Below are 26,141 nucleotides of genomic sequence, written 5' to 3'. Positions count from 1 at the left end.
AACAATGAGAAATAAAAGGCAGAGGATATGACACCACAGGAAATGGAGAATGGACGCCGAAAGATAGCAAGGGAATGCCGTGACAAATTAAAGAAACTAAAAAAACTCAGCGATAAACAAAGCACTGCAATACTCAAAGATTACCTACCGAAGTTTCAATTAACACTAAGCGAAAAACACAAAAAGTTTCCACCTATCATGTGGCTAACTTGGTATGTCAATAGCATTGATAAGGAGATTAATAGTGGATAAATACTCTCTTACTTTTAATGAGGCCTGCAAGTTTATTGGCGTTTCTCCACCTACTTTACGCGGCTGGATAAGAAGCGGAAGAATAGTTGCAACAAGAAAAGACCCTCAAAAGAAACAATCCCCATATATGCTGACAAGGCAAAATTGCATTGCGGCACTTAACAATCCGATACAAACTATAGATGTGAGCGCGGTTGACGCTAAGGAAGGTAAAAAATGTCAATATTCCGCAGGGGCAACACTTGGTACGCCGACATCACAGTCCAGAGCGGTAAAAGAGTTAAACAATCTCTTAGGACAACGGACAGAAAGCAGGCGCAGGAGTTGCACGACCAATTAAGAGCTAATCTCTGGAGAGTGGATAAGTTAGGAGATTATCCAGATATAACATTCGAAGAGGCGTGTGTCAGGTGGCTTGAAGAAAAATCAGATAAGAAATCTATTGATACAGATAAGAGCAGTATTGGTTTTTGGTTAGAGCATTATAGTGGATGCCTGGTAAAAAACATTACCGCTGCGAGCATCTATGCAGCAATATCTAAGATGGTAAACAGAAATCACTTGGCTAGGTGGGAAGCAAAGAAGGAAGCATGCATTAAGAGGGGAAAGGACGTCCCTTTATATACACCAAAGCAAGCGGCAGCAGCTACTAAAACTGTAAGACTTGCGTTTATAAAGTCTCTGCTAAGAGCGGCTGAAAGAGAGTGGCAATGGCTAGATAGAGCCCCTATTATCAAAGTCAATCAACCAAAAAATAAAAGGATCCGCTGGTTAGAACCTAATGAGGCCATTCGATTAATAAATGAGTGCCCTGAACCATTGAAATCTGTAGTTCAATTTGCATTGGCAACAGGGCTTAGGCGTTCAAATATTGTAGATTTGGAATGGCAGCAGATAGATATGCAGCGCAAAGTTGCTTGGATAAACCCTGAAAACAGTAAGTCAGGAAAAGCTATTGGGGTAGCTTTAAATGATACAGCTTGTCAGGTTCTCCGATCTCAAATAGGAAATCATAATAAATGGGTTTTTGTTCACATGGAAGCCGCTAATAGAACCGATGGAACTGTGACACCAAAAATAAGGAAGATGAGGGTTGATAATAACCGCTCTTGGCGTTCAGCTCTAAAGCGCTCAGGAATAGAAAACTTTAGGTTTCACGACCTGAGACATACTTGGGCAAGCTGGTTAGTTCAATCTGGAGTTCCCCTCTCTGTGCTTCAAGAAATGGGAGGATGGGAAAGTATCGAAATGGTTCTTCGCTATGCTCATTTAGCACCCGACCATTTAGCTGAACACGCCAAACAAATTGATGCTGTTTTCAATGGCTGCGTCCCAAATACGTCCCATACAGTCAGTATAAGTTCTGCGGCACGCTCATAACTCATTGAAAATACTGGTGGGTTGTGGGGGGCTCGAACCCCCGACCTAATGATTAAGAGTCACCTACTCTGCCAACTGAGCTAACAACCCGATACAAATTATTTAACGCCTAACAATTGCTACAGTCAATATGATTCTGCTATTTTTATTATCTAAGTTAATTTAAAGTTACGAATGTAAAATTTAAGAGAACTATCGCTTGAATAAACATCACTTCGTTTCTAACAAGATAACTTTTCCTTATTCTAATTGAGATTTGTGTCACAATATTTCACGCAAACATAACCACAAAATTATAAAAAAGACTGTGGCTAATTATCACAAACCACTACGGACATCTTTAGTATGGAAGAAAATGCGAATTCACTATCAACACAACCCAATGCTGATCGTAATCAGCTAAAACGTAGTCTTAGTAACCGCCATATACAACTTATTGCTATTGGTGGCGCAATTGGTACAGGCTTATTTATGGGTTCTGGTAAAACCATTTCACTTGCAGGCCCATCAATTATCTTTGTGTATATGATAATTGGCTTTGTGCTATTTTTTGTGATGCGCGCAATGGGTGAACTGCTACTTTCTAATCTGGACTACAAATCATTCAGTGATTTTTCTGCTGACCTTATCGGCCCATGGGCAGGCTTTTTTGTCGGTTGGACATACTGGTTTTGCTGGGTTATCACAGGTATTGCCGATATCATTGCCATAACAGCCTATGTGAGCTTTTGGGTTCCTGATTTTCCTGAATGGGTAACCTCATTTATCTGCGTAGTCACCTTATTAACGCTCAACCTCGTTTCTGTCAGGCTTTTCGGTGAGCTCGAATTTTGGTTCGCCATGATAAAGATTGTTGCCATAGTGGCTCTCATTGCAGTAGGTGGCACATTAATTGCCATGAATTTCCAATCCCCTACGGGTCATACGGCATCTTTAAGCAACATCTGGAATGATGGTGGAATGTTCCCGATGGGGATCAGCGGCTTCTTTGCTGGCTTTCAAATTGCTATTTTTGCGTTTGTTGGGATTGAATTAGTCGGAACGGCAGCAGCTGAAACACGCGACCCAGAAAAATCTTTACCGAAAGCTATCAACGCAATTCCTATCCGGATCATAGCATTCTATGTGTTATCTTTAATTGTGATTATGGCAGTAACCCCATGGCGAACCATATTGGCCGATAAAAGCCCATTTGTAGAAATGTTTGTCCTGATAAGCTTACCTGCAGCAGCAAGTATTGTTAACTTTGTCGTTTTAACGTCTGCAGCTTCTTCTGCAAATAGTGGTGTATTTTCCACCAGCCGAATGCTTTTTGGGCTTTCAAAAGAGGGGGATGCACCAAAGCAGTTCAGCCAATTATCGAAAAAAGCCGTACCCGCTACTGGGTTAATTTTTACCTGTATCTGCCTCAGTTTTGGTATTGTTCTGATCTATTTTATTCCTGATATCATGCATGCATTCACACTAGTCACAACCGTGTCTGCGATTCTTTTCATGTTTATTTGGAGCATGATTTTATATAGCTATTTAAATTTCCGTAGAAAGCGCCCTGAGATGCATAAAGCATCCCATTATAAAATGCCTGCGGGTATTGTGATGTCATGGTTAAGCCTCGCCTTTTTTGCCTTTATGGTTGTTTTATTGGCATTTCAGCACGATACAAGACAAGCCTTACTAGCAACACCAGTTTGGTTTATTTTACTCTTCATTGGTTACCAATTCGCTAAGCGCAAAAAGAACCATTAATGAAAAATAAGCAAAAAGGCCGAATAACAGTATCGTTACTCGGCCTTTTTAGTTTATAAACTGGCTCAATTAGCTTGCTTTATATTCTGCCTCAGCTTCATCAAAACGAGCCTGCGCTGCTGCACTTGGCGCTTTAGTTATCAAGCTGACAACAACAATAGCGATTGTTGCGAATAAGAAACCTGGGATGATTTCGTACAAATCAAACCATTTGTATTTGATCCAAACGAGTACCGTCACTGCACCAACTAACATTCCTGCTAGTGCACCCGTACGCGTCATTCGTTTCCACATTACAGAAATTAAAACAACAGGACCAAATGCGGCACCGAAACCAGCCCATGCATTACTCACTAATGCCAAAACTTTATTATTTGGATCACGAGCAATGTAAATGGCTATTGCAGCGACCAACAACACCATAAAACGCCCGACCCATACTAACTCTTTTTGGCTAGCACTCTTACGGATAAAAGGCTTATATAAATCTTCCGTTAGCGCACTCGCACAAACTAATAATTGGCAACTTAACGTACTCATTACCGCGGCTAATATGGCTGATAATAAAATACCAGCGATCCATGGATTAAACAAAAGCCCCGTTAACTCCATAAATATACGCTCATTATTTTGCATGACCGAATCCGCTAAAGCCGGATTATTTTCAAAATAAGCGATACCAAAGAAACCAACCGCAATCGTTCCACCTAGGCATAACACCATCCATGTCATACTAATACGTCGAGCAGAACGAATAGTACGAGCAGAGTCTGCTGCCATAAAACGTGCTAAAATGTGAGGTTGCCCAAAATAGCCTAATCCCCAACCTAATAATGACAGAATTGCGATAATATTCATGTCTTTAAACATATCAAGATATTCAGGGTTCTTAGCTTTAATCACTTCAATAGAGGTATCTATTCCCCCTAAAGAAAGGATCACAACAATAGGTGTAAGAATCAATGCGAAGATCATTAATGACGCTTGGACAGTATCGGTCCAACTCACGGCTAAAAAGCCACCTAAAAACGTGTAAGCAATCGTCGCGAGTGCACCTAACCACATCGCTTTCTCATAGCTCATATTAAATGTGCTTTCAAATAACAAGCCACCTGCGACCACACCTGACGCACAATAAATCGTAAAGAAAACTAAAATAACAACAGCAGAAATAATACGTAAAATCTTACTGTTATCTTCAAAACGGCTAGTAAAGTAGTCCGGTAATGTAAACGCATTATTATTTTTTTCTGTTTGGACACGTAAACGCCCAGCAACAAATAACCAGTTAAGATATGCACCGAGACTCAAACCGATAGCAATCCAACTTTCAGAAATCCCGGCCAAAAAAATCGCACCCGGTAACCCCATGAGTAACCAACCGCTCATATCTGAAGCACCCGCAGACAATGCGGTTACAACACTGCCTAAACTTCTCCCACCTAGAATATAATCGTCAAAGTTTTTCGTTGAGCGATAGGCCATATAGCCAATTAATAACATGCCAGTAATGTATACGACGAACATAATGATCATCGGAGTGCTTACAGTCATCCTGTTTTCTCCATTGAGTAGCTTTAATATTATTAGTTATCTTTATAAGTGACCGCTGATAACTTGTAACTTCATGGTGTTGCACTTTATTGCACATATTTAATTTATCTGCGCAAACACCAAATAGGTTGTGATTGTTTGTGTTGCACTAACTTAATATCTTAACTGCCACATCCTAGACAGAGTCGTATTAAATTAACAAGAAATTAACTATTTTTTATTGCATAAATAGAATCCATATCACAAATGTTAAAATTTAAACTTAAATTCACAATCAGATGTTTAACTGCCTTACCTAAAGAGGTTAAATATAACCATATGTAAAACATAGAAAATAAATGAATATCTATTTAATTGAAATTATTAGAACTCAAAAAACTCGATATGTTTCACATTTCTTTCAGAAATCACACGTAACAATGTTGCACAAAGTTGCAACATTAAGATAATGTAGTGTAACTTTTTGATTAAAATGACTCGTGACCTAGAGGAATTAAGATGAGTAGCACTACAACTATGGGTGTGAGACTTGATGAAGCAACTCGTGAACGCATTAAAAATGCCGCTCAGCGTCTTGACCGAACATCACATTGGCTTATCAAACAAGCTATTTATAATTACCTAGAACAACTCGATAATGGCCAAGCTTTTCCAGAGCTCGCACCGGGTATCGATGTAAAAGAAAATCAAACTTCTGATGAAGACACCACCGTTGAATCTAACTATCAACCATTCTTAGATTTCGCAGAGCACATTTTACCACAATCTGTAAAACGCTCTGCAATTACTTCTACTTACCGAATTCCTGAAACACAAGCCGTGCCAATGTTGTTACAGCAAGCACAGCTCCCTACAGAACAAGCTGAAGCCGCTCATAAATTAGCTTATTCAATAGCTGAAAAACTACGCAATCAAAAAAATGGCATCGGCCGCTCAGGCTTAGTTCAAGGTCTACTTCAAGAATTTTCACTTTCATCTCAAGAAGGTGTCGCATTAATGTGTCTCGCCGAGGCCTTATTGCGCATTCCAGATAAAGCAACTCGAGATGCGCTCATCCGCGATAAGATTAGTAATGGGAATTGGCAATCACACCTTGGCCAAAGTAGCTCAATGTTTGTTAATGCCGCGACTTGGGGTCTGCTATTTACAGGTAAGTTAGTTTCTACACATAATGAAGCTAAACTCTCAACCTCACTTAATCGCATCATTAGTAAAAGTGGTGAACCGCTGGTACGCAAAGGCGTTGATATGGCAATGCGCCTTATGGGAGAGCAATTTGTTACTGGCGAAACTATTTCCCAAGCGCTCGCTAACGCACGAAAACTCGAAGATAAAGGCTTCCGCTATTCCTACGACATGCTGGGGGAAGCCGCATTAACGGAAAAAGATGCACAAGATTACATGGTGTCTTACCAACAAGCTATCCACGCGATTGGTAAAGCATCAAATGGCCGCGGTATTTATGAAGGCCCCGGTATTTCAATTAAGCTATCTGCATTACATCCACGTTATAGCCGTGCACAATACTCCCGCGTAATGGAAGAGCTTTATCCACGTCTATTATCCCTTGTATTACAAGCGCATCAATACGATGTAGGGATTAATATTGACGCAGAAGAAGCCGATCGCTTAGAAATTTCTTTAGATTTACTAGAAAAACTCTGTTTTGAACCACAGCTCGCGGGTTGGAATGGAATTGGCTTTGTAATTCAGGCCTATCAAAAACGCTGCCCATTTGTGATTGACTCAATCATAAATTTAGCTGAACGCAGCCAACGTCGTTTAATGATCCGCCTGGTAAAAGGTGCCTATTGGGACAGTGAAATCAAGCGTGCTCAAATGGATGGGCTAGAAGGTTACCCAGTTTATACGCGTAAAGTGTATACTGACGTTTCTTATATTGCCTGTGCACGAAAACTGTTGTCGGTTCCCAATTTAATTTACCCGCAGTTTGCAACGCACAACGCACATACCCTCTCTGCTATCTACCAAATTGCAGGTAAAAACTACTACCCGGGCCAATATGAATTCCAATGTCTACATGGAATGGGTGAGCCACTTTATGAACAAGTGGTTGGTAAAGTCGCTGATGGCAAACTAAACCGCCCTTGTCGTATTTATGCACCTGTCGGTACTCACGAGACACTACTTGCCTATTTGGTACGTCGATTATTAGAAAATGGTGCAAATACTTCATTTGTAAACCGTATTGCTGATGCCACTATTCCGCTAGATGAATTAGTTGCTGACCCAGTTAAAGATGTCTTAGAACTGTCTAAAACTGAAGGTCAAATTGGCTTACCGCATCCAAAAATTCCGTTACCACGTGATTTATACGGTCAAGAACGTGTGAATTCGATGGGGCTTGACCTATCAAACGAACATCGACTGGCTTCCTTATCAAGTGCCCTACTGAGTGCAGGTATGCAGCAAAAAATGGCAGAACCACTGCTAGGGGGGAATTTCCAAGCTTCACAAACGTTACCTGAAGCAACACCGATTATAAACCCTGCCTGTAATAAAGATATTGTTGGCCATGTTCGTGAAACAACAGAACAAGAAGCTGAACATGCATTAAATACCGCTAACGATGCGGGTACTATCTGGTTCGCAACCCCGCCTTCTGAACGAGCAGCTATCTTATTACGAGCTGCTGATCTTATGGAACAACAGTTACAGCCGCTATTAGATATTTTAGTGCGTGAAGCTGGTAAGACCTACAACAATGCAATTGCGGAAGTTAGGGAAGCGGTAGATTTTCTTAATTACTATGCAACTCAAGTCAAGAATGATTTTGATAACAATACGCACCGCCCTTTAGGCCCTGTGGTCTGTATTAGTCCATGGAACTTCCCGTTAGCAATATTTTCAGGCCAAATTGCAGCTGCTCTCGCAGCAGGTAATACCGTACTCGCGAAGCCGGCGGAACAAACACCATTAATCGGTGCTATTGCGGTTTCCATTTTGCATCAAGCGGGTATTCCACACGATGTACTGCAATTTTTACCAGGTAAAGGTGAAACGATTGGCGCCCAACTCGTTGGTGATAGCCGTGTTCGTGGAGTCATGTTTACGGGGTCAACTGAAGTTGCAGGATTACTTCAACGTAATATCGCTGGACGCTTAGATGCACAGGGCCGACCAACCCCGCTGATTGCAGAAACGGGCGGATTAAATGCAATGATCGTTGATTCTTCTGCATTAACAGAACAGGTTGTCACTGATGTTGTCGCATCTGCATTTGATAGCGCAGGTCAGCGTTGTTCAGCACTGCGCATTCTATGCATCCAAGAAGATGTCGCAGATAAAACGATTCGTATGTTAAAAGGCGCAATGGAAGAGTGCCGCATGGGGAATCCAGAACATTTATCAACCGATATTGGCCCGGTGATTGACCGTGAAGCAAAAGAAAATATCGATCAACATATTCAAAAAATGCGCAGTAAAGGGAAAATCGTCTTCCAAGCCGCATTTGAAAATCATGATGATCAACAAGAACAAATGGAAGGAACCTATGTTAAGCCGACATTGATAGAACTTGATGATGTTAGTGAGCTGAAAAAAGAGATCTTTGGCCCTGTTCTGCACGTTGTACGTTTTAAACGAGATGAGCTAGAAGCACTCGTTGAACAAATTAACGCTGCGGGTTATGGGCTGACACTTGGTGTTCACACTCGTATAGATGAAACTATCAACCAAGTTGTTTCAAAAGCTAAAGTAGGTAATCTGTACGTAAACCGAAATATGGTTGGTGCCGTTGTTGGCGTGCAACCTTTTGGTGGTGAAGGTTTATCTGGAACTGGGCCTAAAGCAGGCGGGCCACTATACCTCTATCGTTTATTAAGCGAACGCCCAGATAACGCGGTTTCAAACACGTTAGAGAGACAAGATAGCCATTTACCGATGGATGCCAGTGCCCGAACCGTATTACTCGAGCCATTTGAAGCACTTACTCAATGGTCTGAAAAACAAAATTCGGTTATTTCCCCCTCCGTTATTGAGCTATTTACACGCCATAGTCAGACAGGAACCACTCGTGTATTGCCTGGGCCAACGGGAGAAAGGAATACCTATACCTTGCGCCCACGTGGTTTGATTTTATGCCTTAGCGATAATGAACATGATTGTTTAACGCAGTTAACAGCGGTGCTTTCTGCGGGTTGTCAGGTGTTATGGCCAGATAGCGAACTTCATCAGAAGCTATTTAAGTCACTACCTGAAAAAGTGCGAAAAACCATATCGCTAACTAAAAACTGGATAGAATCTAAAGAGCCTATCGAAGGGGTTATTTACCATGGCGACAGCGATCAGTTAAAAGAAGTTTGTGCGGTGGTTGCACAACGTAAAGGGCCTATTATTTCAGTACAAGGCTTTGAACGAGGTGAAACTAATCTGCTGACTGAACGCTTACTTCATGAGCGCTCATTGAGTGTCAATACCGCGGCTGCAGGTGGTAATGCTAGCTTAATGACGATCGGGTAATAAACAAAAAGCCTGACCTCGCAGTTTATGAGGATCAGGCCATACATCACAATGTATTTATTTAAAAATACACTTATCTCATAAGAATAACAGTCCCGGTTCCTATCAGATAAGTGCTATCTCATATATTTACTGCTAGAAACATAAAAGGTGCCCACGAGGACACCATTGTTTAAAAACAACAATGAAAATAACGATGCTTATTTTCAGTATGTCGTTCTAATTATTGCACTTTTCTGATTCCCAGAATAAATATTGTTCATATTTACGTAATGCAATATTGTAATTACTAAATGCAGAGTCTGTCATTTTTTCACTTAATTCCTCTTGAACTTTACTTGCAGTAAATTCTTTCATAGAAAAATTAGAGGAAGATAACAGCTCATCTAAACGTCGTAAACGAACAACATATTCACGAACAGTACTATGGCTCATCTCAGTCTGTAAGAATAAATACTGTTTAAATGACATAATATCAAAATAATCAGTATTACTATTGCAATAAATTTCACTACAAAAACGACAAAGTGCAGTAAATTTATCTTGCAGCTCCCCCCAAGTACCTTCATCAACCAATTCAGTCATATCAGCGATAGCTTCTTTATTTAAGATGTCATCGTTGAAAACTAAAGAGATACGATCAAGGGTCTTGTGACAATGTGCACAATGAGTTTGGCTGTGTTTAAAATCTTTGATGTAACGACTCAGAGGCCGTTTCTTTACAATAGAAGCAGACATAATGGTAAAGCCCTGTGTGTAAGTCTAAATATAAAATTGTAACCAAATAAATCAGGTTACATACATTGTATGCCCATAGCATTAATATATTATTTGCTATGTTGCATTGCGATATGGTGAATCCATATCATATATTCTTACTTTACCTTTAGAGAACTAATCATTCTAAAAATGTACAGTAAGAAAAGGTATCGCCCTTTGTTAAAAACATTCTAACCCGTCTCTCGCTCTTTGGCGAATTTCTACGGTGAGTCAATTTTGGTATGAATTTGAGTTAGCGTCAACAAAATTAACTTAATTGTCGTTAACCCTGTACACCTATCATTAACCATAAGTTAAGCGATATTTACTCATTAGTTCGCTTAAAAACACAGACTCTACCTGATAATTTCATCTTCGTACAAAGAAAATTTAATTTAAAAATCAAACTTATACCGATACAAAGGTTTTCTTCTTAAATTTGTGAACTAGCTCACTTTTCACATCTATAATTGCATCTTAAATGAACAGGCATTAATTCTATAAATATTTCATAGTAAAATTTTATCATTCAGTCGTAAATATTTTGTTACAAATAAACGATTTTTTAATAATTTTAATTGTATATGAAAAAATGTTATAACAATATTTCAAAATCATATATAGGTAAATTCACGCATAACGCATTATTCTATTTTGCGAGTGGAAACATAATTATCGTCGAAAAATATGTTTATTAAATTAGATAACCATTTTTCCTTCTACTAATAAACCGTTAACTTCTTATCTCAAGCTTCAATCACTTCATCCATCTATCAATCATTCTAGATAAGCGAAAAATAGTCAAAGCTATTCCATAACAACATGATAAAAAACAATTTAGTTATAATCACGAAATTAAGTAATGTAAACATCCTAAAATGAAATATGATAACCTAATTAAATTGAAACTTAATTAATTAGCTAAAATATTATTTTAGGATTTGTCACGTTTGATATTAAAAACATCTCTTATATACTCAATTTGCTATATAAATAAATAATTTTAATAAGGTTGATTATGAAAAAGTTGATTTTAGCTTGTGGTATGGGTTTATTGGCACTGACAATCACTGCTTGTTCGGAAGAAGAGAAAAAAGGCGAAGTTGCTGGTGCAACTGAAACTTGTAACGCCTACTTCGCTGAAGTTGATAGCTTAATTGCTAAAGCTTCAGAAAACCCGCAAGCAAAAACTCAGTTAGATGCAATGAAAGGTCAGCTGGAAGAAGGTAAAAAACAAGTTGCTGCACTACCTAAGGATCAGCAAGATAAAGCTTGCCAACAAGGTATTGATGCAATGAAACAGATGAAAGCTGCTTTAGGCCTGCAATAAGCCCTATTCTTCTTTATTCTGTAGATCAACAAGAGCCACACTGGTGGCTCTTTTTATTGCGCACAGAAAAGAAGAACCATCCTTGGTTTTTCTTTTTCCTGACTTAACAATATATTATAGCCATGTACCAAAACGTTTAATATAAAACTGCTTCATCAGTTGAGCGACAACACAATAGCTCACTAATGTCAAAGCTAACCATGGGAAATATTCTATTGGTAACGGTTGTAATCCTATCATTTCACCAAATGAAGAAAATGGAATATATAGCCCGAGAGCCATAATTAGCCCTGTCGTTAACATAACCGGTAGTGCGGCGGTGCTTTGTATAAAGGGTATTTTTTGTGTTCTTAACATATGAACAACTAGCGTCTGAGAGAGTAATCCTTCCACAAACCAACCTGATTGGAACAATGCTTCGTGAGCAACACTATTTGCTTGGAATACATACCACATTAACGCAAAAGTCGTGATATCAAAGATAGATGACGTTGGCCCAATCCAAAGCATAAAGCGACCGATATTTTTTGCATCCCATTTGCGAGGGCGTTTTAAAAACTCTTTATCCATTTTATCCCAGGGTAATGCAAGCTGGGAGATATCATACAGCAAGTTTTGAACGAGCAAATGAATGGCTAACATCGGCAGGAAGGGAATAAATGCACTGGCAATCAATACAGAAAATACGTTACCAAAGTTAGAGCTCGCGGTCATATTCAAGTATTTAATAATATTACCGAAAGTTTCACGTCCTTTAATCACCCCCTGCTCTAATACCATTAAATCTTTTTCAAGTAAGATAATATCCGCAGATTCCTTAGCAATGTCTGTGCCGGTATCAACTGAAATTCCCACATCAGCATCACGTAATGCCGGTGCATCGTTGATCCCATCACCAAGAAAACCAACTGTATGCCCATTTGCTTGTAACCGCTTTAAAATACGAGATTTTTGCAAGGGTGTTAATTTACAGAAAACTGAAACCTGCTCAACCTTTTGGTCGAGTTCTTCGTCCGTCAAAGCTTCAACTTCCAGGCCGGTCATGATTTCACTGATATTTAAGCCAACATCATGACAAATTTTTTCGGTAATAATTGCATTATCACCCGTCAAAACCTTCACAGTAACACCATTTTCTCGTAGCGCTGCAATGGCTGAAATTGCACTTTCTTTTGCAGGATCAAGAAAAGTTAAAATGCCTTGTAGTTCTAACTGGTGCTCAGCTTGAGCTGAAAGCGGTAAACTGGCTTCTGCATCATTCAAACGACGAGTTGCGAGTAACAATACACGAAATCCTTGTCTGTTATAGTCACTCACTAGCTCAGTAATTTTTGCTCTTGCTTGGTTATCAAGCAAATGAAGCTCACCATCTTGCTGATAACTTTGGCAAACGGCTAACATTTCCTCAGCGGCGCCTTTACAAATAAGTAGGGCTTCGCCTTCTGGTGTTTGTACTGTCACTGACAATTTGCGCCGAATAAAATCAAAGGGTAATTCATCAATTTTTTGAAATCCTTTTAACTGCTCAACTTCACTATTCCCTCTACCACGACGAATAATTGCCTGATCCATCATGTTCTTAGCGCCACTTTGATGGAAGCTATTTAGCCAAGCCAGTTGCAATATTTTACTATTTTTCTGCCCATTACTGTCTAAATAATGTTCTAAAATAATACGATCTTGCGTTAAGGTTCCCGTTTTATCCGTACACAGCACGTCCATTGCACCAAAGTTTTGGATAGCATTTAATCTTTTGACAATCACCTTGTGTTTTGACATGGCAATTGCACCTTTGGCTAAATTGGAGCTAACAATCATCGGTAACATTTCGGGCGTTAACCCCACAGCAACCGCCAGTGAGAATAATGTTGCTTCGAACCAATCACCTTTTGTAAACCCATTGATAAGTAAGACAATTGGTACCATGACTAACATAAAGCGAATCAATAACCAACTTACGCTATTCACACCACGATCAAATGATGTTTGCGCACGGCTCCCCACAATGGATTTAGCCAACGAACCTAAATAGGTTTTTCCACCAGTTGCCACCACAATTCCACGTGCTGTACCGCTGGTAACATTGGTTCCCATTAAACAAATATTTGAAATCTCTAATAATTCATTTTCTGTTGGCGATACGGGATCTAAACTTTTGGCTGAAACGTCACCCAATGTGTCATATTTTTCAACGGGTATGGACTCCCCTGTTAGAATCGCTTGGCTGATAAACAAATCTCTTGATTCGACTAGCTTTAAATCAGCAGGAACCATATCCCCTGCGGATAACAACACAATATCCCCTGGTACTAAGCATTTAATCGGCACCTCTTTTCGAACTGAACGCCCCGTTTTATTGTCGCGGCGAAATACCGTAGCTGTCGTTCGAACTAAGGATTTCAATGCTTCCGCAGCCTTATTGGTACGATATTCTTGCCAAAAACGCAAAAATCCACTCAGTAAAACCATAGTGATAATGATAATCACCCCGGTTAAATCTGTTTCTTCACCTTGACGTTCGGGAATAACATAATCCGTAAAAAAACTAACAACTGCTAATATAATCAGTACGAATATAAATGGATTTTTAAAGGAAGTGAGTAGTTGTTTCCATGCTGGAGGGGCTTTTTCATGAGCAACTTCATTCTCTCCTTCGGTCACTAGGCGATCCATCGCCTCATTCTCAGATAAGCCTAATAGATTTGTTTGATATTCATTGAGCACTTGCTCAATATTTTTACTCGCTTGTTCGCCAACAATATATTTTTGGCGTGCAGCCGCTTTGACGCTTTTACGCGGTTCTCTTATTTCAGTCATAACGTTGTCTCGAATACAACACTCGTGATTTTAACGCTATCTAACTGAAATAAAATTAGCTTATTATCAGTTAGATAGCTCCAGCTTACGACTCCATGACGGAGGGTGGTCGTCCATTTCGGCTCCTATAGTGAGTTAATTTAAAATCATCAGGCAGGTAGCTCTGATGCGACTTTCCAATTGATAGCACTAACACTTTGCTCAAGACTTATTCTGCATACCAATGCTTCAATTTCCTTTTGCTCCGCGGGGGTTGCAAGGAATTCAGCACACACTTCCAATTGTTCAGGCTTTAATGTGTCGGCACTACTTAACGATTGCAACCGAATATGCAACCCGTTAATTGCTTGTAAAATAAGTGTTCTTACTAAAATTTCATCCGTTTGATGGCACATTACACGGATTTTATAACGCTGTTCGACATCAAGCGCTTGCTGCTGTGGCTGTTTATTAATTCGTGAAGCTGCTTCTCTTAATAAAATGTTGGCGCATAAAATTAATAACGTCGCCATCAATGCCAAAGAATATTGCCCTAATCCACATAAAACACCGATCCCCGCAGAACACCAAAGCGTTGCCGCAGTATTGAGACCTCGAATGTTCATGCCTTCACGCATAATCACACCCGCCCCGAGAAAACCGATTCCAGACACCACTTGGGCAGCAATACGCCCAGGGCTATCAGGAGATGTTGTTACAGAACTTAAAATAAACACTGCAGCACCTGTTGCAACCAGTGCATTGGTTCTCAAGCCCGCCATTCGTTGACGCCACTGGCGCTCAGCACCGATTAATGCACCAAAACACATAGCAGACAGTAGATTTAAAATATCAGGGGAAAAAAGCATGATAATCCCTCCAAAAATAACTTGGATAATGATTTATATGCCTAATAAAAAGCATATAGCCATATATTTTGAGTAAAATAAATTACTCAAAAACCATTAGCTATTGCCTGGAGGAAATAGAGAATAAATATAGACCAACATGATACACACTCAATACAGCTATAATATGCTATCTAATTAAATACAATTATAAGGGAGTAGTATGATGAGGAAACATCAGACACCGCCCGCCATTGTGGCAAGCAGTTAAAAGAAAAGATGATTACTGGCTTGCCATTAAATTAAGTTTTTATTCCAACTCTGACTGTCCAAGTAATAATCTCCTAAGTAAAAGATGGAAGGAGTATAAGTGGGGAAAATTATTAAGTAAAGAACAAAGTGTTCATTAACTTGAAACTTATCTTTCAATTGGCGTAACAAAAATCCCTTCATCACCCTCTTTTTCATTAAAAAACCAAATACCTTCAGGGTAATCAGGTAATGCGATTAAATACATTACTCCTTCATTAAAGGGCTCGATAAGTAAAATAGTGCCTTCTCGACGCTCTTCCCCGTCTGTTTTTACATAAACACGGTCATTAATTTTCATAGCAATCTTTTCCAACAAAATATATTAACCATAAATGTAGCGCATACGAAAAAGCCCGTCATTAAAAATGACGGGCTTTAGAAAATCAGTTGAGCAATTAGCTTAGATAGCAGTTACGTTAGCAGCTGCTGGGCCTTTTGCACCGTTTTCAATGGTGAATTCAACTTGCTGACCTTCAGCCAGAGTTTTGAAACCATTGCCCTGAATGGCAGAGAAGTGGACGAAAACGTCTTTGCTACCATCAGCTGGAGTGATGAAACCGAAGCCTTTAGACTCGTTGAACCACTTAACTTGACCTTTCATTTTGTCGGACATTTGACTTTTCCTATATAACATCAAAAAAACTTGCCTTTTGGCATATACGGGCCAGAGTCAACTATTTAATCAGGGAAACACCAAGATGCAGCGTCACGGTCAAAGGCTATCTGTGATAACTTTCTTCTTTAGAACACACTAACTCAGTAATCATACATCAAATAGGACTGCTAAACAGGCCGACACTCATTAACTCATGACTTAAAGATAATAGCAACTATTTTATACGGACAAACTTCAAAAATATGTCGTTTTTTCGATTGCGTCACTTTTATCGACTATAACGTTAACAAAAATGCTGCATTTAGTTGATAGTTTAAAGAAAACTTTAATTTAAAAAGCCAACAACTCAATAAATGTCAGTAAGAATTATCTGATACGATGACAATCTGTGTAAATATTTTTTTTAACTGATATATAACAATCTCAACAGCTCGTGATACCCTCCTAGTATAGATATCTGACAGAGAGTTATACACATGGATATTATCAAACAAATACTCGTCGAAGACTTGGATACCATCAATAAACGTGAAAACCGAGATGGGAAACCTTACTTTAATAGCCAGTTTCTCGCCAACCACCCTTATTTATGTGTTGGCATGGTTGCAGCTTACGTCCCCCTAGCTATTATTCTTTGGTATGCCCCTTATTTTGGCCCTTATTGGGCACTGGGTATCACCATTCTCTTTATTGTACTAGCAAGTGTGCTACTTTTTGACATTAAGCCTGTCTATCATTTTGAAGATATTGGTGTATTAGATTTACGCGTTTGTTATAACGGAGAATGGTTTGTTACCGAACCCGTTTCTGATAATGCGATAAGTAAAATCATTGATTCACAAGATGTTAGCTCTGCAATAAAGCAAGAAATATCGCGTTTAATTGCATTAAAAGGAATGATATCATTTTATGATATCTATCATGTCGCTTATCCTGAAGTTTCTACGCAATTACCTGGTACACTTGCAACTCAAAATTAATTCAATATCAATTAACTAGAGCAAAACTTCGTCATAATGTGCAGTGAATGAGCAGTTAGATATTTTTTCTGTTTTTATGATTGACAGCCTGAGATGATATCGTTAATATTCGCCTCGTTCTCAGGAACAAGCAATTCCTCCATAGTTCAGTCGGTAGAACGGCGGACTGTTAATCCGTATGTCGCTGGTTCAAGTCCAGCTGGAGGAGCCAAATTTAAAAAGCCCGCTTAATGCGGGCTTTTTGCTATCCGTTAAATATACCTCATTACTTATGTATTACTCATTTCTATTATCAGTTTCCCTAGCATCCCCTTCCCCTATAAATCACATAATATAGACAACGACACCTCTTATTGGGGTAGATAATCATCAAATCGATTACTTAACACCCACTTGGCTATTTTTTTCGTTTTTATACTTTACAACAGTGAACAGGATGGGTAATATGCGCCTCGTTCTCAGGAACAAAGCAATTCCTCCATAGTTCAGTCGGTAGAACGGCGGACTGTTAATCCGTATGTCGCTGGTTCAAGTCCAGCTGGAGGAGCCAAATTTAAAAAGCCCGCTTAATGCGGGCTTTTTGCTATCTACCTGAAAATTACGCTTCTGAATATTCAGCTACTGACTAAGCAACCACAAAGACCCGCACCATAGAATGAATAGCTACTCTTTCTCTAGAAAAAATTGTTTAATTGTCTGGCGTAACCATTGATGTGCAGGATCTCTGTCCAACCTTGGATGCCATGCTTGCACGATAAATATAGATTCCAATTCCAAAGGAAGTTCAATTTCAATTAACGGCAAATTAACACTCTTTACCCCTTGCAGTACATGGCGAGGGAGCGGCAAAATATAATCAGAGTTCATCGTTAGCATCATTGCAGAATGAAAGCTCGGTAAAGTCAACACAACATTACGCTGCAATTGAAGGTCACGTAATGCGTCATCAATTGGCCCCAATGTACGCCCCCGTCGCGATACACTGATATGCGGGTAATGCGTTAAACTTTCAGGTGTCACTTGCCCAATTATCGGGTGCTCAGGGCGAACCAACGCCTGAAAGGTGCTGGTAAATAAGCTTTGAGCCTTAATTTCAGGATGCCAATCTCGAGAAGAACCAATAACCAAATCAACTTTACCGCTACGTAAGGAATCATCTTCAGTATCACTTTCCGCAATAAAAATTAAACTACTTCGAGGGGCTAATTCCCTGAGTTTTTCTAATAATCCGCCGCCTAAAGCACCAATAAAAATATCATTCGCGCGAATAACAAATGTTCTTTCTAATGTTTTTGGATTGAATAATTCATCAGGATTAATTAACGCTTCTGCTTGAGCAATAATATGGCTAAGTTGTTCTTTTAATTCTAATGCTCTGGGAGTTGGTACTAATTTACGCCCTGCCCTGACTAAAATCGGATCATTAAATTGCTCACGAATTCGCCCTAGAATTCGGCTCATGGCAGGAGCACTCAGGTTCATTTTTTCAGCTGCTCCTCCGACACTTCCTTCCTCCAATAATAAATTCAACGCATAAATCAAATTGAAATCGATTTTTTGTGGCATTTTTCCTCCTCGCCCCTTTGCAGTCCTCCTTATTAGTGGATTGCGTTTTATGCAATAATTTAATTACATCATTTCATTTTAAACAATTAAATAAAGTTTAGATACTACTGCTGAAAAATGACAGAACAAATTTTTAAATAGCAGGAGTTTGAAATGGTTGATGCGTCTATCACACAACCTAAAAAAAACAAATGGATAGCCAGTGCGAGTGAAATCAGTGGTCGCACATGGATGGGTCTATTTGGTGTTTTTTTAGCAGTAATGGCGAGTGGCGTGGGAGAAAACGCCAGTAAATTCGCCCTAGGCGATATTCAGGGCGCAATGGCATTAAATATCGATACTGGCAGTTGGTTAATTACTTGTTATGTAACCGGTTTTGTAATTGGTTCGGGGTTTACTCCTTGCTTTTGGCCGACATTCTCTTTACGCCGTGTTGCACTTGTTATGTGCTCTATATATCTGGTTGGAGGGTTAATTACACCATGGCTAGGAGATCATTATACCCTTCTATTGACAATACGTAGTTTACAGGGCTTTGCAGGCGGAGCTCTCCCACCGATGTTAATGACGGTAGTGCTACGTTTTATGCCTCCACTGATTAAAGTATTAGGTTTAGGAGCTTATGGCTGGGTTTCTGCATGGAGTGCTACTTTTGGTGCCACTGCAGCCGCTTTTGCCTTTCACTGGGGATGGAGTGGATACTTTTATTGGAACTTACCGCTAATGGCGATAGCTACCATCTGCATTGGCTTTGGTTTGCCACAAGACCCTTTACGCTTAGAACGACTCAAACAGTTTAACTGGCGAGGTTTACTTCTAGGGGGAAGTGCACTTGCCATGCTCACCGTGGGTATTTCTCAAGGAGAACGCCTTGATTGGCTAAATTCACCACTGATTTATGTTTTATTAATGGGTGGGCTTGGTTTATTAGCCCTGTTTTTAATAAACGAGTGGTATCACCCATTACCCTTTTTCAATTTACAGTTACTTGGCAAACGGAACCTGTCGTTTTCATTAATCACCCTTGGTGGTGTGCTGTTGATTATGGTTTCTTTGGTGAATATTACCTCTAGCTATTTATCGGCTATTCAAGGGTATCGCTTAGAACAAACCTCCGACATGATGCTATGGGTATCACTCCCACAACTCATCACGCTCCCTATCATAGCCATTATTTGTAATACCCCCAAAGTTGATTGCCGTTGGGTACTCGCCATTAGTTTACTTTTGATGGCGGCAGCTTGTGTTCTCGCATCACAACTGACCCCTGATTGGAATGGTGACAACTTTAGAATGATTTCTCTCTTACAAGCTGTAGCACAACCCATGGCCGTTATTCCGCTATTGATGATGGCAACGGGCGGATTATTGCCCACTGATGGTCCATTTGCTGCTGCTTGGTTTAATGCGGTTAAAGGATTTGCAGCAACCGCTGCAGGGGGAGCTATTGCCCTATTAAGCCGCCAGCGAGGTGATTTTCATTCCGGCGTAATTACTGACAGTTACGGCAGTACCTATCGCGATACTGCGACGAATTCTATCGGCGAGCTCACAAAACTCGCCTCAAGCCAAGGACATGTTTTAGCTAGCTCTGACCTATATCTGTTGGTTTCTGGTTTAGCACTGTTATTAACCGGCCTGATTTTAGTGATGCCAACTCGTATTTACCCACCGCGGTCTGTTGCCGCTGCTTAGTTATTGATTATCAGGAAATTAGAATGAGTAAGATCAAATTAAAAATTAATAAAAATGTCGCTCTAGCTATCATCGCTATTGTTGTTTTAATGGGAGGTTTATTAATTAATAAATTCGCCATTAAAAAAACTGCTCAAAATACCAATGATGCTTATATCCGAGCGGATATTTCACGTATATCACCACAAATTTCAGGTGTGGTGACCGAAGTCCTTGTGCAAGATAACCAATGGGTTAAAGAAGGTGAATTATTAGCAGTCATTGATCCCAGAGAATTTACAGTTGCACTTTCTCAGGCTGCTGCGCAAGAGCAATCTGCTCGCGCACGACAAGATGATGCAAAAGCCAATTTAACGCGTCAACAGGCCTTAATCGCTGCGGCAGAAGCCCAACTGCAATCTGCAAAAGCAGAACTACAATTTGCGTACCAAGAAAAAACTCGCTACCACAAAATGGCAAATACTGGCGCAGGCTCACAACAAGCGGCACAACAAGCAACTACACGTGTACAAACAATGACAGCAAGTGTTGCACAAGCCGAAGCATCATTAAAAGCAGCCAAAAATATGTTGCAAGTTTTAGAAGCAAAACAGGCCGATAGCAATGCTGAATTGACACTAGCTCAAGCTAAAAAAGCGATGGCTGAGCTTAACCTCTCTTACACCCGTATTGCTGCACCCATTGGTGGCGTAATTGGTAAAAAAAGTTTGCGTGTCGGTGAGTTTGTTAAGCCAGGCGATGCTTTAATGGCTATTGTCCCCCAAAATAAGCTCTACATCATCGCGAATTATCAAGAAACTCAACTGGAAAATATTACTCATGGCCAAGTCGTTGATATTAGTATCGATACCTTCCCAGGGCAAATATTAAAAGGCTATGTCGATAGTATTGCTCCCGCGTCTGGTGTGAGTTTCTCACCCATAGCCCCAGAAAATGCAACGGGTAATTTTACTAAAATTGTACAACGTATACCCGTGAAAATTATTTTTGATAGCAACACCGACCATGCTGTGATGATGGATGCGCTACGTGTGGGTATGTCTGCAGATGTCACCATTAATACACACGATGGGAGCCGCTGATGAACAAAACTGTGATCGCATTGGTTTTGTTAGCACTCACTGGCTGCCAAGCCGTTGGGCCAGACTTTTCTCCACCGCAAGCCTCACTTCCAGGCAACTGGGGAGCAATGCAAAACTCCGCAACTTTGCCCACCGAGTGGTGGGCTGTCTTTGGTGATCCACAACTAACTCAGTTAGTACAACGTGCAACAACGCATAACTTAAACCTTCAGCTAGCAACGACACGTATACAACAAAGTCGCGCTTTATTGGGTATCACAGATTCAGCATTAACACCTGATTTAAACTTTGATGGCGCTTATCAACGTCAACGTGATCCTTCAGGTAAAAAAGACGAAGCTGATTTCAATAACTGGCAAGGCGGGTTTAGTGCTATCTGGGAAATTGATCTGTGGGGGAAATTACGTCGTTCCTCTGAAAGTGCACTAGCTAATTTTGCCGCTTCCGAGGAAAACCGTCGTGCTTTATTCACATCTATCGCCGCAGAAATTGCCGCTAATTACCTACGTTTACGAGCGACACAGCAACAAATCATTGTTGCAAAAGAGAACCATGCTACTGCCCTGAAAACGTTACAGTTAACTAAAGTGAGATTGAAAAATGGTTCGGGTAATCAATTAGATGTTGAACAAGCTCAAGTTCAATTAGACCAAGTAAAAGCTTTGTTGCCTGTTTTAAATGATAGAGAAAATCGCTTGAATAATGCGCTGAGCCTATTACTTAGTGAACAGCCCGGAGCGCTTAAAACTGAACTTGCAGCGACCAAATCCCTACCACATTTAACAAGTTCAGTGCCGATGGGGCTTCCTTCTGAATTAGCATTGCGTAGGCCTGATATTCGCGAAGCTGAACAGCGATTACACCAAGCAACCGCAGAAATTGGCGTTGCAAAAGCGGATTATTATCCACGAATTACACTTACCGGTAATGCTGGCTACCAAGTGCTTTCCCTGTCAGATATGGGCAACTGGTCAACACGCTCCTTTTCGATTGGCCCTTCACTTTATTTACCCCTTTTTAATGGTGGAAAAATCACACAACAAGTCAAATTCAGTGAGTATCGTCAACAAGAAATGGCCATTGCTTACCAACAAACTGTATTACGTGCTTGGCATGAAATTGATGATGCACTTTCGGATTACCAAACTCAACAAATTAGGCAATCTCACCTTGCCACTGCTGTTAGCGCCAATCAACACGCATTTTCACTGGCACGAGATAGCTATCTCAATGGTGCTAGCGATTTTATACATGTACTGAGTACACAACGAGCCTTATTGGATTTGCAATCGGCTCAAATTGCCTCTCAAGAAGAAACTGCACTTGCCGTCGTGAATTTGTATCGAGCCCTTGGAGGCGGCTGGGAGCAAACTTATCCATCAAATATGCAGCAGGAGCATTCTTATGCACAACACAATGAATAAAATTGTTGGTGACATATTGGAAAAAGATACCAAGCGTAAACGTGAAGCTACGGTTAGTGCTGTACAGAAACCAACCAAATACCTGCGCCGCATTACATTATGCGGTGAAGATGTTGATAAATTTTTAGATGATTTACGTGCCTATGAGCCCGCTTGTTGGATAAAAGTGTTCTTTCCATGGAAAGATAACCTAGCAGGCCGCGCTTACACCATCAGTGAAATTAATAAAACCAACCGTACAATAGATATTGATATGGTTTTACATGGTGAAGGCCCTGCATCATGTTGGGCGGAAAAGGCATTGGTTGGCGATAAACTGGGCTTTGCAGGCCCCTGTTCTGGAGGATTTAAACCGCTAACGGACGCTAACTGGTTACTACTGCTTGGAGATGAAACTGCCATTCCTGCAATGCGCTCTATTTTAGCCTCTTTAACTCGGCCGATTCCTGTTTTTTGGTTTGCTGAAGTGGGTGATAAACAAGAAATTCAATGCCTTGATTATCCACATTTGATAGTCAATAGCTGGCAAGTACGTGAACGCCATTACGAAAATGTCATGAACAGCCTACTTGTTAAAGCAGTCAGTCGCTACGCGCTTCCCGCTGAACCGGGTCAAATTTGGCTCGCTTGTGAACAACAAGCCGCTGCTTATCTTAAAAATCACTTTATCAATGAACGGATGATCCCCAAAACCTCGCTGTTTGCCAAAGGGTATTGGAAAAAAGGGGAATCTAACTTTAAAGGCGCTATTTAGCTCGCCCATCAGGAAATAATCATGATTAATAATGTGTTGTTAGCAGTCGACAGCTTTGAGAATAGCAGTAATGCGCTTAGTTTTATGCAACGAATGACTGGCTGTGTCAGCAATGTGATTGTATTAACTGTTGTTGATAATACCTTTGCACTAAGCCGCACTGGATTAACTAAAGAGAGTGATGAGTGGGATGAATACCCTGCCGCGCAAAATGAAGAAGCTTTGGCACAAAAACAATTAAAAGAGGTCACAAACGCCTTAAATAGCATGGGATTTAAAGCCCAAGGACTACTCGCTGCAGGTACTCCTATCGATACCATTCCCAAAAAAATGGAAAAATATAACTGTGAGTTATTAATTATCTCTCATCGTCATCTTTCTTCGCTTGGACGCTGGCTTAGTACCTCAGTGACTCGCAGTTTACTCGATGACATCGCCCAACCGGTTCTCGTTATTCCGCTGTAGATATTTTCGGTAAGTTACATCCACCCATTACTCAGTGGTTAGCTACGGTTAACCACTAAATTTGAAATCATATACCTCCCATTGACTTAAATTTGTAACCGTCTTTTTGTTAGTGTATGGCCTTGATTAATCAACACTACCCTATTTTCGATCAAACTTCCCACAGTTCGCACAGATAACAGGCAAACAAACATTTTTTCGCTATTCTCCTTTGACAATACAGTAAGAGAAAGCTAATATCCTCTGCGTACCAAGGAGTTCCTCCATAGTTCAGTCGGTAGAACGGCGGACTGTTAATCCGTATGTCGCTGGTTCGAGTCCAGCTGGAGGAGCCAAAATTTAGAGAAGCCTGCTTAAGGAAACTTAAGCAGGCTTTTTGCTATTGTATGGCCTGAATACATTAGCTATTTACGTCATTTACATAACCTACCTCTGAAATAAGCTATAATCGCGATTTCTCATAGCTATTTTTTCACTTTACCTTTATCATTCTATTCCGGCTTGAGCACTCGCTCATCATTCACTCTTCCCCTATGGAGCCGGTTTAATGACAACTGTAACTACCCTAACGATCCGCCGCCCTGATGATTGGCATGTTCATTTTCGCGATGATGATATGTTAAAAACGGTCGTTCCCTATACCAGTGAATTCTTTGGCCGCGCGATTGTCATGCCGAATTTAGTGCCACCAGTCACAACGATTGAAGCCGCAAAAGCTTACCGCGAGCGTATTCTAAAAGCGGTTCCACAAGGACATCAATTTACCCCTTTAATGACCTGCTACCTTACTGATAGCACAGATCCTGCTGAAGTCGTTCGTGGCTTTAACGAGGGGGTATTTACTGCCTGTAAACTCTACCCGGCCAATGCAACAACTAACTCTAGCCATGGCGTATCCGATATTAAAAAGATTTACCCCGTATTAGCTGCGATGGAACAAGCAGGAATGCCACTGCTTATCCATGGTGAAGTCACCGCAAGTCATATCGATATTTTTGACCGAGAAGCCTTATTTATTGAGCAAGTTATGTTGCCACTACGGGCACAGTTTCCAAAACTAAAAGTTGTTTTTGAACACATCACCACCAAAGAAGCGGCTCAATATGTCCAAGAAGCAAATGAATTTACAGCTGCAACGTTAACACCTCAACATTTGATGTTTAATCGTAACCATATGTTAGTTGGTGGCATAAGGCCGCATTTATTTTGCTTACCTATTTTGAAGCGTAATGTGCACCAAGAAGCATTGCGTGCAGCGGTTGCTTCAGGTTGTGACCGTTTTTTCCTTGGTACCGACACCGCACCACATATACAATCACGTAAAGAGTCTTCCTGTGGTTGTGCTGGGGTCTTTAATGCTCCCACCGCATTAGCGGCTTACGCGAGTGTTTTTGAAGAGCTTGGTGCTTTGGCGCATTTCGAAGCTTTTTGTTCCCTAAATGGTCCTAAATTCTATAACTTACCTGTGAATGAAGGGACAATTACGCTAACTAAAGAACAAAATATTATTTGTGAATCCATTGACTGCTGCAATGATAAATTAGTGCCTTTCTTAGCAGGGGAAGATGCACGCTGGACAGTCTCTCAGGGCCAGTAGTTTAACACCCATGGGAAGTTCAAAATACTTCCCATTCTATTTTTGCAATCTTTATTATCCGTTTTATGCATTTTCTGCCATTTAAACAAAAAAAATGTTTTATTTACTTTCTTATTAGCAAAATCTCCTTATACTAAAAGTGGACTCATCACGAGGTCATTGCTCTTAGTCAGTTATAGATATTTATTATTTATCACGATGTTTGATTAGGAGGTTTATATGAATAAAAAAAATGATGTCATTCAAACCCACCCAGTAGTTGGCTGGGACATCAGTACAGTCGATGATTACGACGCTATGATGTTGCGTTTGCACTACCTCCCCGAGCAAGATAAACACACAGGTGACGCTATTGTGGATAAAACCATGTGGCTAACAACTGATGTGGCTAAACAACTCATTCATATTCTTCAAGCAGGTGTAGACAAGATAGAATCAGGGGAATATGTTGAGCTTGGTTTTAAAACACACTAGGGAAATAAATGGATATTAGGATCACTAAT

21 protein-coding genes and 4 tRNA genes are annotated in these 26,141 nt (G+C 40.3%); 17 read left to right on the top strand and 8 right to left on the bottom strand.

Features of this window, described 5'->3' with window-relative positions:
• The first annotated feature begins 27 nt into the window (after positions 1-27).
• The 3 genes from PSF28_RS02015 to PSF28_RS02005 are packed head-to-tail and all read left to right on the top strand — an operon-like array spanning position 28 to position 1,632.
• The gene (locus PSF28_RS02015) at positions 28-252 is read left to right on the top strand and encodes a hypothetical protein (RefSeq protein WP_210838626.1); all 225 of its coding nucleotides are present in this window, start codon (positions 28-30) and stop codon (positions 250-252) included.
• A complete protein-coding gene (locus PSF28_RS02010; protein ID WP_272684550.1) occupies positions 245-592 on the top strand; it encodes a helix-turn-helix domain-containing protein in 348 nt (115 codons plus the stop codon). The genes PSF28_RS02015 and PSF28_RS02010 overlap by 8 nt, the downstream gene beginning before the upstream one ends.
• Complete coding sequence (locus tag PSF28_RS02005; protein ID WP_272684652.1) at positions 475-1,632, top strand: site-specific integrase; 1,158 nt, start codon at positions 475-477, stop codon at positions 1,630-1,632. The genes PSF28_RS02010 and PSF28_RS02005 overlap by 118 nt, the downstream gene beginning before the upstream one ends.
• Positions 1,633-1,646: 14 nt before the next feature.
• Here the strand turns inward: PSF28_RS02005 and PSF28_RS02000 are convergent.
• Positions 1,647-1,722, bottom strand: a tRNA-Lys gene (locus PSF28_RS02000).
• A gap of 255 nt (positions 1,723-1,977) precedes the next feature.
• Here PSF28_RS02000 and cycA point away from each other — a divergent pair.
• A complete protein-coding gene (cycA, locus tag PSF28_RS01995; RefSeq protein WP_210838623.1) occupies positions 1,978-3,378 on the top strand; it encodes a D-serine/D-alanine/glycine transporter in 1,401 nt (466 codons plus the stop codon).
• A 69-nt stretch (positions 3,379-3,447) separates the two neighbouring features.
• Here cycA and putP read toward each other — a convergent pair whose 3' ends face one another.
• Positions 3,448-4,932, bottom strand: coding sequence for a sodium/proline symporter PutP (putP, locus tag PSF28_RS01990; RefSeq protein ID WP_272684549.1), 1,485 nt, complete (start codon positions 4,930-4,932; stop codon positions 3,448-3,450).
• Positions 4,933-5,430: 498 nt separating this feature from the next.
• Here putP and putA point away from each other — a divergent pair, with 498 nt between their 5' ends.
• Positions 5,431-9,414, top strand: a complete 3,984-nt coding sequence (gene putA / locus PSF28_RS01985; protein ID WP_272684548.1) for a trifunctional transcriptional regulator/proline dehydrogenase/L-glutamate gamma-semialdehyde dehydrogenase — start codon at positions 5,431-5,433, stop codon at positions 9,412-9,414.
• Between the two features lie 219 nt (positions 9,415-9,633).
• On the opposite strand, the gene fliZ is transcribed toward putA, so the two are convergent.
• Positions 9,634-10,152: a flagella biosynthesis regulatory protein FliZ gene (gene fliZ / locus PSF28_RS01980; RefSeq protein WP_004255757.1), complete on the bottom strand. Its 519-nt coding sequence runs from the start codon at positions 10,150-10,152 to the stop codon at positions 9,634-9,636.
• Positions 10,153-11,191: 1,039 nt separating this feature from the next.
• Here fliZ and PSF28_RS01975 point away from each other — a divergent pair.
• Positions 11,192-11,503: a DUF5339 domain-containing protein gene (locus PSF28_RS01975; protein WP_004909809.1), complete on the top strand. Its 312-nt coding sequence runs from the start codon at positions 11,192-11,194 to the stop codon at positions 11,501-11,503.
• A gap of 114 nt (positions 11,504-11,617) precedes the next feature.
• On the opposite strand, the gene mgtA is transcribed toward PSF28_RS01975, so the two are convergent.
• The 4 genes from mgtA to cspE form a co-directional block, all read right to left on the bottom strand.
• Positions 11,618-14,320, bottom strand: a complete 2,703-nt coding sequence (gene mgtA / locus PSF28_RS01970) for a magnesium-translocating P-type ATPase (protein WP_272684547.1) — start codon at positions 14,318-14,320, stop codon at positions 11,618-11,620.
• A gap of 149 nt (positions 14,321-14,469) precedes the next feature.
• Positions 14,470-15,168 carry an MgtC family protein gene (locus PSF28_RS01965; RefSeq protein WP_004255789.1) on the bottom strand — a complete coding sequence of 233 codons (699 nt, stop codon included), beginning with the start codon at positions 15,166-15,168 and terminating at the stop codon, positions 14,470-14,472.
• A gap of 397 nt (positions 15,169-15,565) precedes the next feature.
• Positions 15,566-15,757, bottom strand: a complete 192-nt coding sequence (gene dsrB, locus PSF28_RS01960; RefSeq protein WP_210840052.1) for a protein DsrB — start codon at positions 15,755-15,757, stop codon at positions 15,566-15,568.
• 102 nt (positions 15,758-15,859) lie between these two features.
• Positions 15,860-16,072, bottom strand: a complete 213-nt coding sequence (gene cspE / locus PSF28_RS01955; protein ID WP_004909801.1) for a transcription antiterminator/RNA stability regulator CspE — start codon at positions 16,070-16,072, stop codon at positions 15,860-15,862.
• Between the two features lie 479 nt (positions 16,073-16,551).
• On the opposite strand from cspE, the gene PSF28_RS01950 reads away from it, so the two are divergent.
• From PSF28_RS01950 to PSF28_RS01940, 3 genes are all read left to right on the top strand, one after another.
• Positions 16,552-17,055, top strand: coding sequence for a YlaC family protein (locus tag PSF28_RS01950; RefSeq protein ID WP_210840051.1), 504 nt, complete (start codon positions 16,552-16,554; stop codon positions 17,053-17,055).
• Between the two features lie 135 nt (positions 17,056-17,190).
• Positions 17,191-17,266, top strand: a tRNA-Asn gene (locus tag PSF28_RS01945).
• A 263-nt stretch (positions 17,267-17,529) separates the two neighbouring features.
• Positions 17,530-17,605 (top strand) — tRNA-Asn (locus PSF28_RS01940).
• A gap of 113 nt (positions 17,606-17,718) precedes the next feature.
• Here the strand turns inward: PSF28_RS01940 and PSF28_RS01935 are convergent.
• A complete protein-coding gene (locus PSF28_RS01935; RefSeq protein ID WP_210840050.1) occupies positions 17,719-18,621 on the bottom strand; it encodes a LysR family transcriptional regulator in 903 nt (300 codons plus the stop codon).
• Between the two features lie 153 nt (positions 18,622-18,774).
• On the opposite strand from PSF28_RS01935, the gene PSF28_RS01930 reads away from it, so the two are divergent.
• The 8 genes from PSF28_RS01930 to bssS all read left to right on the top strand — a co-directional run bounded on the left by PSF28_RS01930 (position 18,775) and on the right by bssS (position 26,112).
• Positions 18,775-20,316, top strand: coding sequence for an MFS transporter (locus PSF28_RS01930; protein ID WP_272684546.1), 1,542 nt, complete (start codon positions 18,775-18,777; stop codon positions 20,314-20,316).
• A gap of 23 nt (positions 20,317-20,339) precedes the next feature.
• Complete coding sequence (locus PSF28_RS01925) at positions 20,340-21,398, top strand: HlyD family secretion protein (protein ID WP_210840048.1); 1,059 nt, start codon at positions 20,340-20,342, stop codon at positions 21,396-21,398.
• On the top strand, positions 21,398-22,822 hold the full coding sequence (locus tag PSF28_RS01920) for an efflux transporter outer membrane subunit (protein ID WP_210840047.1): 1,425 nt from the start codon (positions 21,398-21,400) through the stop codon (positions 22,820-22,822). Before PSF28_RS01925 ends, PSF28_RS01920 begins: the two co-directional genes overlap by 1 nt.
• Positions 22,803-23,576, top strand: coding sequence for a siderophore-interacting protein (locus tag PSF28_RS01915; protein ID WP_210840046.1), 774 nt, complete (start codon positions 22,803-22,805; stop codon positions 23,574-23,576). The genes PSF28_RS01920 and PSF28_RS01915 overlap by 20 nt, the downstream gene beginning before the upstream one ends.
• A 21-nt stretch (positions 23,577-23,597) precedes the next feature.
• Positions 23,598-24,041 (top strand): universal stress protein, encoded by a 444-nt coding sequence (locus PSF28_RS01910; protein WP_210840045.1) that lies wholly within the window; start codon positions 23,598-23,600, stop codon positions 24,039-24,041.
• Between the two features lie 259 nt (positions 24,042-24,300).
• Positions 24,301-24,376: transfer RNA gene (locus PSF28_RS01905), tRNA-Asn, on the top strand.
• Positions 24,377-24,588: 212 nt separating this feature from the next.
• Positions 24,589-25,638 carry a dihydroorotase gene (gene pyrC / locus PSF28_RS01900; RefSeq protein ID WP_210840044.1) on the top strand — a complete coding sequence of 350 codons (1,050 nt, stop codon included), beginning with the start codon at positions 24,589-24,591 and terminating at the stop codon, positions 25,636-25,638.
• 219 nt (positions 25,639-25,857) lie between these two features.
• Complete coding sequence (bssS, locus tag PSF28_RS01895; RefSeq protein ID WP_004909784.1) at positions 25,858-26,112, top strand: biofilm formation regulator BssS; 255 nt, start codon at positions 25,858-25,860, stop codon at positions 26,110-26,112.
• The last annotated feature ends 29 nt before the right edge of the window (positions 26,113-26,141 follow it).

The sequence above is a fragment of the Providencia sp. PROV130 genome, assembly GCF_028482225.1.
In the GTDB taxonomy this organism is placed as follows: Bacteria; Pseudomonadota; Gammaproteobacteria; order Enterobacterales; family Enterobacteriaceae; genus Providencia; species Providencia rettgeri.
The sequence above is the reverse complement of the archived record's forward strand: the minus strand, read 5'-3'. Positions and strand labels throughout refer to the sequence as shown.

Excerpts from the sequence above, each read along its gene's own strand:
- PSF28_RS02015 (WP_210838626.1), top strand. The coding sequence starts at position 28 with ATGACACCACAGGAAATGGAGAATGGACGCCGAAAGATAGCAAGGGAA.
- cycA (WP_210838623.1), top strand. The coding sequence starts at position 1,978 with ATGGAAGAAAATGCGAATTCACTATCAACACAACCCAATGCTGATCGT.
- putP (WP_272684549.1), bottom strand. The coding sequence starts at position 4,932 with ATGACTGTAAGCACTCCGATGATCATTATGTTCGTCGTATACATTACT.
- putA (WP_272684548.1), top strand. The coding sequence starts at position 5,431 with ATGAGTAGCACTACAACTATGGGTGTGAGACTTGATGAAGCAACTCGT.
- fliZ (WP_004255757.1), bottom strand. The coding sequence starts at position 10,152 with ATGTCTGCTTCTATTGTAAAGAAACGGCCTCTGAGTCGTTACATCAAA.
- PSF28_RS01975 (WP_004909809.1), top strand. The coding sequence starts at position 11,192 with ATGAAAAAGTTGATTTTAGCTTGTGGTATGGGTTTATTGGCACTGACA.
- mgtA (WP_272684547.1), bottom strand. The coding sequence starts at position 14,320 with ATGACTGAAATAAGAGAACCGCGTAAAAGCGTCAAAGCGGCTGCACGC.
- PSF28_RS01965 (WP_004255789.1), bottom strand. The coding sequence starts at position 15,168 with ATGCTTTTTTCCCCTGATATTTTAAATCTACTGTCTGCTATGTGTTTT.
- dsrB (WP_210840052.1), bottom strand. The coding sequence starts at position 15,757 with ATGAAAATTAATGACCGTGTTTATGTAAAAACAGACGGGGAAGAGCGT.
- cspE (WP_004909801.1), bottom strand. The coding sequence starts at position 16,072 with ATGTCCGACAAAATGAAAGGTCAAGTTAAGTGGTTCAACGAGTCTAAA.
- PSF28_RS01950 (WP_210840051.1), top strand. The coding sequence starts at position 16,552 with ATGGATATTATCAAACAAATACTCGTCGAAGACTTGGATACCATCAAT.
- PSF28_RS01935 (WP_210840050.1), bottom strand. The coding sequence starts at position 18,621 with ATGCCACAAAAAATCGATTTCAATTTGATTTATGCGTTGAATTTATTA.
- PSF28_RS01930 (WP_272684546.1), top strand. The coding sequence starts at position 18,775 with ATGGTTGATGCGTCTATCACACAACCTAAAAAAAACAAATGGATAGCC.
- PSF28_RS01925 (WP_210840048.1), top strand. The coding sequence starts at position 20,340 with ATGAGTAAGATCAAATTAAAAATTAATAAAAATGTCGCTCTAGCTATC.
- PSF28_RS01920 (WP_210840047.1), top strand. The coding sequence starts at position 21,398 with ATGAACAAAACTGTGATCGCATTGGTTTTGTTAGCACTCACTGGCTGC.
- PSF28_RS01915 (WP_210840046.1), top strand. The coding sequence starts at position 22,803 with ATGCACAACACAATGAATAAAATTGTTGGTGACATATTGGAAAAAGAT.
- PSF28_RS01910 (WP_210840045.1), top strand. The coding sequence starts at position 23,598 with ATGATTAATAATGTGTTGTTAGCAGTCGACAGCTTTGAGAATAGCAGT.
- pyrC (WP_210840044.1), top strand. The coding sequence starts at position 24,589 with ATGACAACTGTAACTACCCTAACGATCCGCCGCCCTGATGATTGGCAT.
- bssS (WP_004909784.1), top strand. The coding sequence starts at position 25,858 with ATGAATAAAAAAAATGATGTCATTCAAACCCACCCAGTAGTTGGCTGG.